The organism is Sphaerisporangium sp. NPDC004334 (assembly GCF_053602655.1).
Genome location: NZ_JBSGDZ010000004.1, coordinates 259,624 through 274,121, shown reverse-complemented (window position 1 = coordinate 274,121; position 14,498 = coordinate 259,624). Strand labels below are relative to the sequence as shown.

Sequence of the window (14,498 nt, the reverse complement as noted above, 5' to 3'; positions counted from 1 at the left end):
TGAGCGACCAATGACAGGGCCTCTGCTCGTCGCCGATCCGGCCGGGCCCACCCTGGCCGACTTCGGCAAGGATCCCTTGTGGATCTCCATCATCAAGGCCGTCTTCATCTTCGTGTTCCTGATGCTGGGCGTGCTGTTCGGCGTGTGGACCGAGCGCAAGCTCATCTCGCGCATGCAGCACCGCTACGGCCCGAACCGCGCGGGCAAGTTCGGTCTGCTGCAGTCGGTGGCGGACGGTATCAAGATGGGACTCAAGGAGGACATCCTCCCGAGGACCGTCGACAAGCTCGTCTACATCCTCGCCCCGATCATCATCGCGGTGCCGGCCTTCCTGTCGTACTCCATCATCCCGTTCGGGCCGGTGGTGTCGATGTTCGGCGTGCGCACCCCGCTCCAGCTCACCGACCTGCCGGTCGCCGTGCTGCTGGTGCTGGCGATGGCCTCCATCGGCGTCTACGGCATCGTGCTCGCCGGCTGGGGCTCGCGCTCGCCGTACGCGGTGCTGGGCGGCCTGCGCTCGACGGCCCAGGTCATCTCCTACGAGATCGCGATGGGCCTGTCGTTCGTGGCGGTGTTCCTGTTCGCCGGCACGCTGTCCACCTCCGAGATCGTCGGCAAGCAGGCCTCCGGCGGCTCCTGGCACGCCTTCGGGCTCGACATCCCGCTGCCGTCCTGGTACGCCATCCTGCTGATCCCGTCGTTCCTGATCTACGTGATCACGATGCTCGGCGAGACCAACCGCGTGCCGTTCGACCTCCCCGAGGGCGAGGGCGAGCTGGTCGGCGGCTTCCACACCGAGTACTCCTCGTCGCTGAAGTTCGCGATGTTCATGCTCGCCGAGTACGCCAACGTGTTCACCGTCTCGGGCCTGTGCATCACGCTGTTCCTCGGCGGGTGGCGGGCCCCGTGGCCCATCTCGCTGTGGGACGGCGCGAACGTCGGCTGGTGGCCGATGCTGTGGTTCTTCGTCAAGCTCGTGCTGGTGTTCGCGTTCTTCATCTGGGTGCGCGCCTCGCTGCCGCGCATCCGCTACGACCAGCTGATGCACTTCGGCTGGAAGGTCCTGATCCCGCTGAACCTGGCGTGGATCCTGCTGGTGGCCACCGTCCGCGCCCTGCGCGTCGCCGAGGGCCAGCGCAACCTGGTGCTCGTCGTCGTCGCGGTCGTCGTCGTCGGATGCCTGGCCATCTACTTCCGGTTCGACACGGTCAACCAGCGTCGCAGGGAAGCCAAGGCGGCGGAGGTGGAGGCCGAGTTCGAGCAGCTGCGCGCCGAGCCCACCGCCGGCGGGTTCCCGGTGCCGGCCCTCGACCTGCCGCACTACCACGGCGTCAACGGACGCAAGGAGGTCCCCAGTGGGACTAACTGATTTCCTGAACCCCGTGAAGGGGTTCGGCGTCACCTTCCACCACATGTTCAAAAAGCCGGTGACGGTGAACTACCCCGAGGAGAAGAAGCCCACCGCTCCTCGGTTCCACGGCCGTCACCAGCTGAACCGCTGGCCGGACGGGCTGGAGAAGTGCGTCGGGTGCGAGCTGTGCGCCTGGGCCTGTCCCGCCGACGCCATCTTCGTGGAGGGCGCCGACAACACCGACGCGGAGCGTTTCTCGCCGGGCGAGCGGTACGGCAGGACGTACCAGATCAACTATCTGCGGTGCATCCTGTGCGGCCTGTGCATCGAGGCGTGCCCGACACGGGCGCTCACGATGACCAACGAGTACGAGCTCGCGGACGCAAGCCGTGAGAGCCTCATCTACACCAAGGAGATGCTGCTCGCGCCGCTGGGTCCCGGCATGGAGGCGCCCCCGCACCCCATGCGCCTCGGCGACACCGAAGAGGACTACTACCGGTTGGGCCGTAGCAATGGGTGAAACGATCACGTTCTGGGTGCTGGCGGTCGTCTCGGTGGCCGCGGCGTTCGGGCTCGTCTTCAGCCGCAAGGCGGTGTACTCCGCGCTCATGCTGGGCGTGGTCATGCTCTCGCTGGCGGTGCTGTACGCCGTGCAGGACGCCCCGTTCCTCGCCGTGGTGCAGATCATCGTCTACACCGGCGCGGTCATGATGCTGTTCCTGTTCGTGCTGATGCTGGTCGGCGTCGACTCCTCCGACTCGCTGGTCGAGACGATCAGGGGCCAGCGCTTCTGGGCCGTCGTCGCCGGGCTCGGCTTCGCCGTGCTACTGGCGGCCGGCATCGGCAACGCCGTGGTCGGCGCGCCGGCCGGGCTGAGCGCGGCGGTCAGCGCGGACGGCGGCAACGTCCCGACGCTCGCCGGCCTCATCTTCACCCGGTACGTCTTCGCGTTCGAGGTCACCTCCGCGCTGCTCATCACCGCCGCGCTCGGCGCGATGGTGCTGGCGCACCGCGAGCGCAGCGAGCCCAAGCCGACGCAGAAGGACCTGGCGCGCGCCCGCTTCCTCGGCGACCACCCGGCCCCGCTGCCCGGCCCGGGCACCTACGCCCGGCACAACGCGATCGACATGCCCGCCCTGCTGCCCGACGGCACGGTCTCGGAGCTGTCGGTCAACCGGGTCATCGCCCGGCACGACGTCGAGGACGGCCGCCTCCCCGACAATCCGAGACTGGCGGAGGCCATCAGGCGGGTCGCCGAGAGCGGCGTCCGCACCGAGCGGCCGAAGGTCGTCCAGGCGGTCGCCGAGGCGCCCGAGGCGCCGGTCGACGAGCAGGACAAGCCCAAGGCCGCCCAGACGGCCGGCCCGGCCGCGGACCGCCCCGTCGAGGAGGAAGGCAAGTGACCACCCACTACCTGGTGCTGTCCGCGCTGCTGTTCGCCATCGGCGCCGTCGGCGTGCTGGTACGCCGCAACGCCATCGTCGTGTTCATGTGCGTGGAGCTGATGCTCAACGCGTGCAACCTGGCTTTCGTCACCTTCGCCCGGCAGCACGGCAACCTGGAAGGCCAGATCATCGCGTTCTTCGTGATGATCGTGGCCGCCGCCGAGGTCGTCGTCGGTCTCGCGATCATCGTGACGATCTTCCGAACCCGCAGGTCCGCGTCGGTGGACGACGCCAACCTGCTGAAGTACTAAGAGGACGCCGTGGAAACCGCTGCTGAGATCGTCCAGCACTCCGGTGGAGTGATCGGCCTGTCCTGGCTGACGATCGCCCTGCCCCTGCTGGGCGCGGCGATCCTGCTGCTGGGCGGCCGCCGCACCGACCGCTGGGGCCACCTGCTGGGCGTCGTCATGTCGCTGGCGTCGTTCGTGGTGGCCGTGCTCGTCTTCTTCGAACTGCTCGGCTTCGGGGCCGACCAGCGCCGCCGCGTGGTGGAGCTGTACGACTTCCTGCCGGGCGGCTCCATCGACGTCAAGATGGGCCTGCTGCTGGACCCGCTGTCGATCTCGTTCGCCCTGCTGATCACCGGTGTCGGGTCGCTGATCCACATCTACTCGATCGGCTACATGGCGCACGACCCGAACCGGCGGCGGTTCTTCGCCTACCTGAACCTCTTCGTCGCCGCGATGCTGCTGCTGGTGCTGGCCGACAACTACCTCGGCCTGTACGTCGGCTGGGAGGGCGTGGGCCTGGCGTCCTACCTGCTCATCGGCTTCTGGCAGCACAAGCCCTCGGCGGCGGCCGCGGCGAAGAAGGCCTTCATCGTCAACCGCGTCGGCGACATGGGCCTCGCGCTCGGCGTCTTCGTCATCTTCACGACGTTCGGCACCGTGGCCTTCGGCCCGGTCCTGTCCCACGTGCCGCAGGCGTCGCAAGCCACGCTGACCCTCATCGGGCTCGCGCTGCTGCTCGGCGCGTGCGGCAAGTCGGCCCAGCTCCCGCTGCAGTCCTGGCTCCTCGACGCGATGGAGGGCCCGACCCCGGTCTCGGCCCTCATCCACGCGGCCACCATGGTCACCGCCGGCGTCTACCTGGTGGTGCGCTCCGGCCCGATCTACATGGGAGCCCCGACCGCTGCGCTCGTCGTGACCATCGTCGGCGTCGCCACGCTGCTCGCCGGTGCGATCATCGGTACCGCCAAGGATGACATCAAGAAGGCCCTGGCCGGATCGACGATGTCGCAGATCGGCTACATGATGCTCGCCGCCGGGCTCGGCCCGGTCGGGTACGCCTTCGCCATCGCCCACCTGATCGCCCACGGCTTCTTCAAGGCCTCGATGTTCCTCGGCGCCGGCTCGGTCATGCACGCCATGAACGACGAGGTCGACATGCGCAAGTACGGGGGCCTGGCCGGAAAGATGCGCATCACCTGGGCCACCTTCGGGCTCGGCTACCTGGCGATCATCGGCTTCCCGCTGCTGTCCGGCTACTGGACCAAGGACGGCATCATCGAGACCGCGATGGAGCACAACCCGATCCTCGGCTGGCTCGCCGTGATCGGCGCGGGCATCACCGGCTTCTACATGTCGCGCCTGTTCTTCATGACCTTCCACGGCAAGCCCCGCTGGGAGTCCGGCGCTCACCCGCACGAGTCCCCGGCCGTCATGACCTGGCCGCTGATCCTGCTGTCGATCGGCTCGGTGTTCGGCGGCGCGTTCCTCATCGCGGGCAACCGGTTCATGGAGTTCCTGGCCCCGGCCGTCGGCCGTCCCGAGGAGCTGCCGAGCTTCCACCCGTTCAGCGTCACCGGCCTGGCGACGCTCGCGGTGGTCGCGGTCGGCGTCGCCTACGCCTGGATGCGCTACGGCAGGGCCGAGGTCCCGGCCGTCGCCCCGCGCGGGTCGTTCCTCACCGTCTTCGCCCGCCGTGACCTGTACGGCGACGCGATCAACGAGGCGCTGTTCATGCGCCCCGGCCAGTGGCTGACCCGGCTCGCGGTGTTCTTCGACAACCGCGGCGTCGACGGGCTGGTCAACGGGCTGGCGGCGCTCATCGGCGGCACCTCCGGGCGCCTGCGCCGCGTCCAGACCGGCTTCGTCCGGTCGTACGCCTTGTCGATATTCTTCGGTGCCGCCCTCCTGGTCGGCGCATGGTTCGTCGTAGGGAACCTGTGATGCCCTGGCTCTCAATCCTGATGGGCGTGCCCGTGGTGGGCGCGCTGGCGGTGGCGGCGGTGCCCAAGGGCAACGACAAGCTCGCCAAGCAGCTCACGCTCGCGGTCTCGCTCGTCGTGCTGGTGCTCACGCTCGCCATGGCGGCCCAGTTCAAGCCGTCGGGGGCCCGCGACCAGTTCAGCGAGGTCCACTCCTGGATCCCGTCGTTCGGCGTCCACTACGCCGTCGCGGTCGACGGCATCGCGCTGGTGCTCATCGCGCTCGCGGTGGTGCTGGTGCCGATCGTGGTGCTGGCCTCCTGGCACGACGCCGAGCGGCCTGACGCCAAGCGGTCGGTCAAGACCTACTTCGCGCTCATCCTGGTGCTCGAGGCGATGATGATCGGCGTCTTCGCGGCGACCGACGTCTTCCTGTTCTACGTGTTCTTCGAGGCCATGCTGATCCCGATGTACTTCATGATCGGGTCCTACGGCGGGGCGCAGCGGTCCTACGCGGCCGTGAAGTTCCTGCTGTACTCGCTGTTCGGCGGCCTGCTCATGCTGGTGGCCGTGATCGCGCTGTACTCCATCGCGGCCAAGGGCACCTTCCTGCAGCCCGAGCTCATCGGCGTCATCAAGGACCCGACGACGCAGAAGTGGCTGTTCCTCGGCTTCTTCATCGCCTTCGCCGTCAAGGCGCCGCTGTGGCCCTTCCACACCTGGCTGCCCGACGCCGCCGCCCAGGCGCCCGCCGGCGCGGCCGTCCTGCTCGTCGGCGTGCTGGACAAGGTCGGCACCTACGGCATGCTCCGCTTCTGCCTGGAGCTGTTCCCCGACGCCGCCAAGTTCTTCACGCCGCTGGTGATCGCGCTCAGCGTCATCGGCATCGTGTACGGCGCGATCGTGGCCATCGGGCAGACCGACATGAAGCGGCTCATCGCCTACACGTCGATCTCGCACTTCGGCTTCATCACCATGGGCGTGTTCGCGATGACCGCCGACGCCGGCTCGGGCGCCACGCTCTACATGGTCAACCACGGGTTCTCCACCGGCGCGCTGTTCCTGCTCGCGGGCTTCCTGATCAACCGCAGGGGGTCGCAGTACATCGCCGACTACGGAGGCGTGCAGAAGGTCGCCCCCGTGCTGGCGGGCACCTTCCTGGTCGCCGGCCTGTCGTCGCTGTCGCTGCCGGGCCTGTCGACCTTCGTCAGCGAGTTCCTCGTCCTGATCGGCACCTACGAGCGCTTCATCGTGCCGAGCATCATCGCGCTGATCGGCATGGTCCTGGCGGCCATCTACATCCTGTGGATGTACCAGCGCATGATGACCGGGCCGACCGCCGAGTCGGTCAAGGCGCTCCCCGACCTGAACCTCCGCGAGAAGGTCGTCGTGGTCCCGCTCCTCGCGCTGCTCATCGGCTTCGGGTTCTTCCCCGGACCGCTGCTCAACGTGATCAACCCGGCGGTCCACCAGACCCTCACCAGCGTGCAGGCGCCGCAGTTCACCCCCGCCATACCCGCGACCGCTGAGAAGAAGGGGGCAGGCCAGTGAGCTCGCTCGCCGCCGCCGCGATTGAGGCGCCGAAGATCGAATACGGTGAGCTCGCGCCGATGCTCATCGTCTTCGGCGCGGCGATGATCGGTGTCCTGGTCGAGGCGTTCACGCCCCGCTACCTGCGCAAGTCGATCCAGATGCCGATCACCGTCCTGTCCATGGCGGGCGCGTTCGCGCTGACCGTCTGGCAGGCGGTCAAAGGCGTGCGCAACGCCGCCGCCATGGGCGCCATCGCCGTGGACGGGCCGTCCCTGTTCATCTGGGGCGCCATCCTGCTGCTCGCCATCGTCAGCGTCCTGCTGATCAACGACGACGACAACTTCGTCGCCCAGGCCGCGGCCGTGCCCGGCAGCGCCGAGGAGGACCGCGCGATCTCCGAGGGTGGCGCCCACACCGAGATCTACCCGCTGGTGCTCTTCGCCGTCGGCGGCATGATGCTCTTCCCCGCCTCGAACGACCTGCTGATCATGTTCGTGGCCCTTGAGGTCATGTCCCTGCCGCTGTACCTGCTGTGCGGCCTGGCCCGGCGCCGCCGCCTGCTCTCGCAGGAGGCGGCCATGAAGTACTTCCTGCTCGGCGCCTTCTCCTCGGCGTTCTTCCTGTACGGCACCGCGCTGCTGTACGGGTTCGCCGGGTCGGTGGACCTCAAGGCCATCTCCGACGCCCTCGCCACCGTCGGCGGCCAGGACAGCCTGCTGTACATGGGCGCCGCGACGCTGGGCGTCGGCCTGCTGTTCAAGATCGGCGCCGCGCCGTTCCAGGCGTGGAAGCCGGACGTGTACCAGGGCGCGCCGACGCCGATCACCGCGCTGATGGCCTCCGGCACGCTCATCGCGGCGTTCGGCGCGCTGCTGCGGGTGTTCTGGGTCGCGCTGGGCAATCTCGACACCGAGTGGACCCCGGTGCTGTGGGTCATCGCCATCCTGACGATGGTCGTCGGCGCCGTGCTCGCGATCACCCAGACCGACATCAAGCGGATGCTGGCCTACTCGTCGATCGCGCACACCGGCTTCCTGCTCACCGCGGTCGTCGCCACCGGCAAGTCGGCGCAGAACGCCAGCGCCCTGTCGGGCATCCTGTTCTACCTCGTCGCCTACGGCTTCGCCACGGTCGGCGCGTTCGCCGTCGTCACCATGGTGCGCGACCCCGGCGGCGAGGCGGGGCACCTGTCCCGCTGGGCCGGCCTCGGCAAGCGCTCCCCGCTGCTCGCCGGCATCTTCGCGCTCTTCCTGCTGGCCTTCGCCGGCATCCCGCTCACCTCCGGGTTCTTCGGGAAGTACGCCGTGTTCGCCGCCGCGGTCTCGGGCGGAGCAGTTCAGCTCGTCATCGTGGGTGTCGTGACCTCGGCCATGGCCGCGTTCTTCTACGTCCGCGTGATCGTCCTGATGTTCTTCAGCGACCCTTCGCCCGAGGGTCCGACCATCGCGGTGCCGAGCATGGGGACCGCGGCTGTGGTCACGCTCTCGGCGGCGGCTACCGTAGTGCTCGGGGTCTTCCCGCAGCCGGTGCTCGACCTCGCGCACTCGGCCGCGCAGTCGCTGTTCGTTCGTTAGGAGTAATGCTTGATGGCCGCGCCGCCCGTAGTCGACCTGCCATTCATCGACGAGGGGCTGGCAGCGGATGTCGCCAGCGGCCTCGACGCCGTGGAGAAGATGCTCCGCACGTCCGCCGACAGCCAGGACGCCTTCGTCGCGGAGGCGTCCAAGCACCTGATCGAGGCGGGCGGCAAGCGCTTCCGAGCGATGATCGTGCTGCTGGCATCGCACTTCGGTGACTTCAGAGCCCCCGGTGTGATTCCGGGGGCCGTGGTCATCGAGCTGACCCACCTGGCGACGCTCTACCACGACGACGTCATGGACGAGGCCAGGGTCCGGCGTGGCTCGGCGTCCGCCAACGCCCTGTGGGACAACAAGGTCGCCATCCTCACCGGCGACTACCTGTTCGCCCAGGCGTCGGAGATCCTCGCCGACCTCGGGCCCGAACTGGTCCGCATCCAGGCCCGCACGTTCTCCCGGCTGGTCCGCGGACAGATCCGCGAGACCATCGGGCCGCGACCCGGTGTGGACGCCGTCACCCACTACATCGAGGTGCTGGCCGACAAGACCGGCTCGCTCATCGCCACCTCCGGCCGGTTCGGCGCCCTGCTCTCCGGAGCGACCCCCGAGGTGGTCGACCGCCTCACCAGCGCCTGCGAGGCCATCGGCGTCGCCTTCCAACTCCGGGACGACCTGCTCGACGTCGCCTCGACAGCGGGCGAGAGCGGCAAGACCCCCGGCACCGACCTGCGCGAGGGCATCCGCACCCTGCCGGTCCTGTACGTCCTGGCCTCGACCGACTCCCGGGACGCCCGGCTGCGCGAGCTGCTGTCCGGCCCGGTGGCCGAGGACGACGTCGCCGAGGCCGTCGAACTGCTGCGCGCCAACCAGGCCATGGTGCGCGCACGCGCCGAGCTGATGTCCTGGATCGGCCGGGCCCGCGCCGACCTGATGACCCTCCCGGACATCCCCGCCCGCGCCGCCCTGCTCGCCCTCTGCGACTACGTCGTCGACCGCTCAGGCTGACCGCCCGTTCTGGCTGATCGCGGCCCCCGACGAGGAGGGCCGATCGTGTTGACCCCGGCCGTCGCGTGCCGGTTCGAGCGGTCCTCGGCCACCGCGTCCGAGCCCGTCCGAGCTGATCGCGGCTCCCACGGGCGGAGGCCGTTCGGGCTGACCGTGGTGATCGCCGGTCCGTTCGAGCGATCGCCGGCGTTCCAGTTCGTCCGGGCTGATCTCCGTCGTCAGCCGGGCCCGCGTCAGGTTCCGCTGAGCAGGTCCACGACCGGCGCCAGCCGGTCGGCGTACATGGCGTTCACCGTGATGTAGGAGATCTGGTGGGCGTCCCTGCGGCGCAGCAGCCGGTCGGCCATCTGCCGCGGGGAGCCGGAGAGGACGGCGATCGAGTCCGCCGGCAGGTCGGGGCCCATCTTGTCGGCCAGCCACGGCGGCACCTCGTCCCCGACCACGTGCAGCCCGAGGCTGAGCTCCAGCCGGTCGAAGTCGTCACTGGCCTGGCGGACCAGCCGCACGGGCTCGCCGAGCCCGTCCTCGGTGGTCGAGGCCGGCAGCCCCAGGGCGACGGTCTCGGCGTTCCTGGCGGCGAAGCCCAGCATGCGCTCCCCGCCCGCCGCGATCAGCACCCGCGGCCCGGCCCCGCCGGCACCGGCGCGGTCCGCGGCCGCCGACGGGCCATTCGTGGAGTCGTGCCACTTGCGGACCTGGCGGATGACCTCCTCCAGCTTCCTGATGCGCTGGTCGACCGTGCCGAACGGCACGCCGAGCCGGGCCGCGTCCCGCTCGGCGGCCGGCCGGCCGGCGCCCAGGCCCAGCTCGAACCGGCCGCCGGACAGGAAGCTCAGGCCGCCGACCTCCCACGCGAGCTGCTCGGGCCGCCGGTTGGCGACCGACAGGACGAACGTGCCCAGCCCGATGGCGGACGTCGCCGCCGCGGCCGCGCTGAGCGCGGGCAGGGGCGGCAGGGTGTCCAGCGTGTCCGGCGTGAGGAACGTCGCGTACCCCAGGTCCTCGGCGCGGCGTGCGAGCGCGGTCCATTCATCGGCGCTGCGCGCCGTGGCGGCGACGACGCCGAACCGGAAAAGGCGATCTGCCATGGTGTCCCTCCCTCGTGTCCCGTCGATGCTCTCTCGCGGGAGGAGCGCCCGTCGTCCGCCGGCCGAGGCGTCCGTCGTACCGCCGGAGACGTATCCGCGCCCGGACGGCTACCTCCGGCGATGTAGGAACCTTGCACACGAGCCGGCGGTGCCACCTGGCCCGGCCGGACGTCCTGTCCGGGACGGCCTCCGGCGCCCGGTCCTGGGAAGTGCTGATCTTCCGGCGCCCTGCCCCGGTAGTACCGGACTCCGGCGCCCGGGTCTGGAGAGTCGAGGAAGCCTGCGCCCGGTCCGGGGACGTGTGGGACGCTCCGGCGCCCCGGCCCGGAGCGTCAGAGGGGTCGGCGCCGGGTGCGGGGAAGTGTCAGACGGTCTCCAGCGCCGGGGCGGGGGTGGCGGCGCGGCGGGTCGCGTGCGCGTGCCGCAGTCCCTCCCAGCTGAACATCGCCAGTGCCAGCCAGATGATCGCGAATCCCGCCCAGCGGCTGGGCGCCATGGTCTCGTGCGCCACCAGGACGCCGCACAGGAACTGCAGGATGGGCGCGATGTACTGCAGAAGCCCGATCACGCTGAGCGGCACCCGGATCGCGGAGGCCGTGAAGCACATCAGCGGAATCGCGGTGACCAGACCGCCGCCGGCCAGCAGCGCGGCGTGGCCGAGGCCCGCGGCGCCGAAGGTGGCCGTCCCCTGCGCTTGGAGGAACGCCAGGTAGGCCAGCGCGGGCACCAGCAGCACCAGCGTCTCCACGGTGAGGCTCTCGGCCGCGCCCACGTTCGCCGCCTTCTTGATCAGCCCGTAGGTGCCGAAGCTGACCGCGAGCACCAGGGCGATCCACGGCGGCCGGCCGTAGTCGACCGCCAGCACGACCACGGCCAGGGCGCCGAGCCCCACGGCCGCCCACTGCCACGGCCGCAGCCGTTCCCGGAAGACGAGCACGCCGAACAGCACGCTCACCAGAGGGTTGATGAAGTATCCGAGCGCGCTCTCGACCACGTGCCCCGCGTTGACCGCGTAGATGTACACGCCCCAGTTCACCGAGACCGTCACGGCCGCCAGCGTCAGCAGGAGCAACTTCCTCGGCTGTCTCGCCAGCTCGCGGAACCAGGACCAGTGGCGCCGTACGGCGAGCACGGCGATCACGGCCACCAGCGACCACACCACGCGGTGGGCGAGGATCTCGACGGCACCGGACGGCTTCAGCAGGGGCCAGTACAGGGGGAACAGGCCCCACATCGTGTAGGCGGCTACGCCATACAGGACACCGCGGCGCGAATCAGGCATGTAGCCTATCTTCGCTGCTGACAGCCTTTACTACAAATAAGGATCTCTGAGTCAGATCTTAAGAGATGCTTACGCCAGGAACATTCACCGGTCGCCGGTGGTTGCCTAGTCTGCAAAGAGTGTCCGACGGAGGTGCACGATGGGTTGGCTCTTCGGCAAGAACAAGACTTCGATGGTGACGCCGCAGGAGGCACTCCCCGGCCGCGCCGAGGCGATACCGGTGCCCGCGCGGCACGCGGTCCTCGACGCGCCGCTGGCTCCGCCGTACCCCGACGGGACCGAGATCGCCGAGTTCGGCATGGGCTGCTTCTGGGGCGCCGAGCGCAAGTTCTGGCAGACTCCGGGCGTCGTCTCCACCTCGGTGGGGTACCAGGGCGGCCACACGCCCAACCCGACCTACGAGGAGGTCTGCACGGGCCTCACCGGCCACGCAGAGGTCGTCCGCGTCGTCTTCGACCCGGCCAAGGTCTCCTACGAGGAGCTGCTCAAGGTCTTCTGGGAGGCACACGACCCCACCCAGGGCATGCGCCAGGGCAACGACGTGGGCACGCAGTACCGCTCCGCGATCTACACCCACGGCCCCGCCCAGGAGAAGTCCGCCGAGGCCTCGCGCGACGCCTACCAGCAGGTCCTCACCACCGCCGGCTACGGCGACATCACCACCGAGATCACCCCGGCCCCCACCTTCTACTACGCCGAGGACTACCACCAGCAGTACCTTTACCGCAACAAGAACGGCTACTGCGGGATAGGCGGAACGGGCGTGGCCTGCCCGATCGGCCTGACCACCGGCGAGGCGTAGACCAGCGGCTTCACCCGTCACACTGGCCCACGATCACCCGGCGAGCCGGCTGATCGTGGGCCAGCCCCATTGTCGGGCCTCGGTTGATGCTTGACGTGTCGGTCCCGCCTGATGCTTGACGTGTCGGTCCCGCCTGATGCTTCGCGTGATCATGGCAGGGCTGGTGGCACTTCCTCTCGTGCCGATGAGCGGCCGATGCCTCGGCGAAATGTGTCAGCGTCACATGGCATGGTCAGGTATGCCGATCACCGCTGATGAGCTTCGTCCGTACTTCCGATCGGCGTGGGGCGCCGACACCTGTCACCCCGACAGCAGGGAGGAGTGGAGTCCCCAGAACCCGGCCCGCGATCAGTGCGGCATGACGGCGCTGGTCGTGCAGGACATCCTGGGCGGTGATCTGATCCTCGGCGAGGTCCACGTGGGCGGCGTGCAGATCGGCCACCACTACTGGAACCGGCTACCGGATGGTTTCGAAGTGGACTTCACCGCGGACCAGTTCCGGCCGGATGAGCAGGTGGTGGGCGGCAGAGTGGTCGCTCGACCGCCGGACGCTCCACGCCGTCACCGCGAGCAGTACGAACACTTGCGCGAGCGGGTACGCGAAGCGCGCTGGCCGCCGACGCGCGGTTCTGAAACATCGCACGACTCTGCCGCTGGTGGCGCGCGCCACGCCAAGTCCCGGCTAGCTCGTCGGTGAACTTCATTCCTCACCGTGACCCGCACATCCCCACGCACCCGACCTTTCCACACCCACTCCCACCCCGCAACTGACAATTAAACCATTCAGGCCACGAATGCCCCCAAGGCCCCGAAGGGGACATTCAGCATCTCGCCCCGAAACGGCTGAAATCGGGTTCCCGCAGTCGAGCAGCCGGTGTCAGCCGTAGCGGATCGCGCGGCGGAGTGTCACACGACCTCCGATCTCCGACGGTTTTCAACCCCACCCGAGGCGATTATGCGGCGACCGGGATGGCTGCCACCTGCACGAGTGTGCTCGCCCAGGACGCGACCGGGTCGCGCGCGTAATGATGGCATGGGTGCATTTACTCGGTGCTTGACCGCTCCTGTTCACATGGGGAAGAATGGCTGCCCGTGACGCCTCCGCTGCATATCTCGATATCCATGCGCGCCATACCGAGGTTCACGAGAGTCGAGAGCGGTCTCCCTGGCAGACGTCTCGCGAATTCGGGATACGAAAGAGGAATGCTCGGCTTGCGTCGTAAGCTTATCGCCGCGATTCCATGCATCGCGGCCCTGGCGTTCATGTGCATCGCCGGCTGCGCCCAGGACACCCGGCCCGCGAGCAAACGGAACACGCTCAAAGTCGGAGTGGTCTATGCCGGCGCCCTGGGAGATTTCTCGTACAACGATCTCGCCAGAGACGGGCTGACGCGGATCGAAAATGAGCTCCAGCTCCCGACCAAGGGGATCGAGACCGATGCGGACGCCCCGGAGGGCGAGAAGGTGCAGCTCGTCGAAACATTCGCAAAAGCGGGTTACAACCCGATCATAGGCATGACCTTCGCCTACAGTAAAGCCGTCGACGAGGTAGCCTCACGGTACCCCGACACCCGCTTTGCGGTGGTCGACGGCGATCCCCCAACGCAACCGAACGTCATGTGCCTGAAGTTCTCCGTAGCGCAGGGCTCATTTCTGGCCGGGGCGGCGGCCGCCCTGAAGTCGAGAACCGGTGCGATCGGCTTCGTCGGAGGGATGGAAACTCCTGCCATCCAGCAGTTCTACGCGGGATACGCCGCGGGCGCCAAGTACGTGAATCCTAGAATCAAGGTCCTGTCGAAATACATCTCGCAGCCTCCGGATGACTCGGGTTTTCGGGACCCCGTGAAAGGCAGGATCGCCGCGGAAGGCCAGCTCGACAGTGGCGTGGACGTCATATTCCATGCTGCAGGGGCCGCCGGGGTCGGCGTCATCGACGCGGCTGCGGCGGCCGGCAAAAAAGCGATCGGGGTCGACGCCGACCAATATCGGCAGCCCGGCCTCACCGCAGTACGGGACCATATCATCACGTCAATGCTGAAGCGTGTGGACGTGGCGGTCCTAGATTTCGTCGCCGCGGTCAAGGCCGATCGATTCGAGGGCGGGACGAAAATCTACGATCTGTCTAACAAGGGTGTTGGATATGCCACGTCCGGCGGCGGGGTCGACGACATCCAAGAGCAGCTCCGAGCTATTGAAGGAAAAATCATAGAAGGTGCGGTGAAGGTGCCGGAAGCATAGCGGTCCGCAAGTCGGTTCGCTTGCTTCG

At 68.6% G+C, this 14,498-nt stretch carries 13 protein-coding genes; 11 read left to right on the top strand and 2 right to left on the bottom strand.

Annotation, left to right across the window (positions count from 1 at the left end; genetic code table 11):
• Positions 1–10 precede the first annotated feature (10 nt).
• Genes nuoH through ACWEN6_RS06620 form a run of 8 tightly spaced genes read left to right on the top strand, consistent with a single transcriptional unit; the run spans position 11 to position 9,060 of the window.
• Entirely contained in the window at positions 11–1,369 is a 1,359-nt protein-coding gene (nuoH, locus tag ACWEN6_RS06655; protein ID WP_354837842.1) for an NADH-quinone oxidoreductase subunit NuoH, read from the top strand.
• Complete coding sequence (gene nuoI, locus ACWEN6_RS06650) at positions 1,356–1,871, top strand: NADH-quinone oxidoreductase subunit NuoI (RefSeq protein WP_452569303.1); 516 nt, start codon at positions 1,356–1,358, stop codon at positions 1,869–1,871. The genes nuoH and nuoI overlap by 14 nt, the downstream gene beginning before the upstream one ends.
• The gene (locus ACWEN6_RS06645; protein WP_452569302.1) at positions 1,864–2,754 is read left to right on the top strand and encodes an NADH-quinone oxidoreductase subunit J; all 891 of its coding nucleotides are present in this window, start codon (positions 1,864–1,866) and stop codon (positions 2,752–2,754) included. The genes nuoI and ACWEN6_RS06645 overlap by 8 nt, the downstream gene beginning before the upstream one ends.
• Entirely contained in the window at positions 2,751–3,047 is a 297-nt protein-coding gene (gene nuoK / locus ACWEN6_RS06640) for an NADH-quinone oxidoreductase subunit NuoK (protein WP_354837848.1), read from the top strand. The genes ACWEN6_RS06645 and nuoK overlap by 4 nt, the downstream gene beginning before the upstream one ends.
• A gap of 9 nt (positions 3,048–3,056) precedes the next feature.
• Entirely contained in the window at positions 3,057–4,967 is a 1,911-nt protein-coding gene (gene nuoL, locus ACWEN6_RS06635; protein ID WP_452569301.1) for an NADH-quinone oxidoreductase subunit L, read from the top strand.
• Positions 4,967–6,496, top strand: coding sequence for an NADH-quinone oxidoreductase subunit M (locus ACWEN6_RS06630; RefSeq protein ID WP_354837852.1), 1,530 nt, complete (start codon positions 4,967–4,969; stop codon positions 6,494–6,496). The genes nuoL and ACWEN6_RS06630 overlap by 1 nt, the downstream gene beginning before the upstream one ends.
• Positions 6,493–8,052 (top strand): NADH-quinone oxidoreductase subunit NuoN, encoded by a 1,560-nt coding sequence (gene nuoN, locus ACWEN6_RS06625; RefSeq protein WP_354837854.1) that lies wholly within the window; start codon positions 6,493–6,495, stop codon positions 8,050–8,052. The genes ACWEN6_RS06630 and nuoN overlap by 4 nt, the downstream gene beginning before the upstream one ends.
• 12 nt (positions 8,053–8,064) lie before the next feature.
• Positions 8,065–9,060 carry a polyprenyl synthetase family protein gene (locus ACWEN6_RS06620; protein WP_452569300.1) on the top strand — a complete coding sequence of 332 codons (996 nt, stop codon included), beginning with the start codon at positions 8,065–8,067 and terminating at the stop codon, positions 9,058–9,060.
• A gap of 233 nt (positions 9,061–9,293) precedes the next feature.
• Here ACWEN6_RS06620 and ACWEN6_RS06615 read toward each other — a convergent pair whose 3' ends face one another.
• Both ACWEN6_RS06615 and rarD read right to left on the bottom strand, forming a co-directional pair.
• On the bottom strand, positions 9,294–10,148 hold the full coding sequence (locus tag ACWEN6_RS06615) for an LLM class flavin-dependent oxidoreductase (protein WP_452569299.1): 855 nt from the start codon (positions 10,146–10,148) through the stop codon (positions 9,294–9,296).
• Between the two features lie 364 nt (positions 10,149–10,512).
• Positions 10,513–11,430 carry an EamA family transporter RarD gene (gene rarD / locus ACWEN6_RS06610; protein WP_452569298.1) on the bottom strand — a complete coding sequence of 306 codons (918 nt, stop codon included), beginning with the start codon at positions 11,428–11,430 and terminating at the stop codon, positions 10,513–10,515.
• Between the two features lie 139 nt (positions 11,431–11,569).
• Between rarD and msrA the strand changes: the two genes are divergently transcribed.
• The 3 genes from msrA to ACWEN6_RS06595 all read left to right on the top strand — a co-directional run bounded on the left by msrA (position 11,570) and on the right by ACWEN6_RS06595 (position 14,470).
• Positions 11,570–12,232, top strand: a complete 663-nt coding sequence (gene msrA, locus ACWEN6_RS06605) for a peptide-methionine (S)-S-oxide reductase MsrA (RefSeq protein ID WP_452569297.1) — start codon at positions 11,570–11,572, stop codon at positions 12,230–12,232.
• A 151-nt stretch (positions 12,233–12,383) separates the two neighbouring features.
• The gene (locus tag ACWEN6_RS06600; RefSeq protein ID WP_452569296.1) at positions 12,384–12,929 is read left to right on the top strand and encodes a YunG family protein; all 546 of its coding nucleotides are present in this window, start codon (positions 12,384–12,386) and stop codon (positions 12,927–12,929) included.
• 506 nt (positions 12,930–13,435) lie between these two features.
• Positions 13,436–14,470 (top strand): BMP family lipoprotein, encoded by a 1,035-nt coding sequence (locus ACWEN6_RS06595; RefSeq protein ID WP_452569295.1) that lies wholly within the window; start codon positions 13,436–13,438, stop codon positions 14,468–14,470.
• Positions 14,471–14,498 lie beyond the last annotated feature (28 nt).

Bases quoted from the DNA above. Each gene is read 5' to 3' on its own strand.
- nuoH (WP_354837842.1), top strand. From the start codon at position 11: ATGACAGGGCCTCTGCTCGTCGCCGATCCGGCCGGGCCCACCCTGGCC.
- ACWEN6_RS06645 (WP_452569302.1), top strand. From the start codon at position 1,864: ATGGGTGAAACGATCACGTTCTGGGTGCTGGCGGTCGTCTCGGTGGCC.
- ACWEN6_RS06630 (WP_354837852.1), top strand. From the start codon at position 4,967: ATGCCCTGGCTCTCAATCCTGATGGGCGTGCCCGTGGTGGGCGCGCTG.
- ACWEN6_RS06620 (WP_452569300.1), top strand. From the start codon at position 8,065: ATGGCCGCGCCGCCCGTAGTCGACCTGCCATTCATCGACGAGGGGCTG.
- ACWEN6_RS06615 (WP_452569299.1), bottom strand. From the start codon at position 10,148: ATGGCAGATCGCCTTTTCCGGTTCGGCGTCGTCGCCGCCACGGCGCGC.
- rarD (WP_452569298.1), bottom strand. From the start codon at position 11,430: ATGCCTGATTCGCGCCGCGGTGTCCTGTATGGCGTAGCCGCCTACACG.
- msrA (WP_452569297.1), top strand. From the start codon at position 11,570: ATGGGTTGGCTCTTCGGCAAGAACAAGACTTCGATGGTGACGCCGCAG.
- ACWEN6_RS06600 (WP_452569296.1), top strand. From the start codon at position 12,384: ATGGCAGGGCTGGTGGCACTTCCTCTCGTGCCGATGAGCGGCCGATGC.
- ACWEN6_RS06595 (WP_452569295.1), top strand. From the start codon at position 13,436: ATGCTCGGCTTGCGTCGTAAGCTTATCGCCGCGATTCCATGCATCGCG.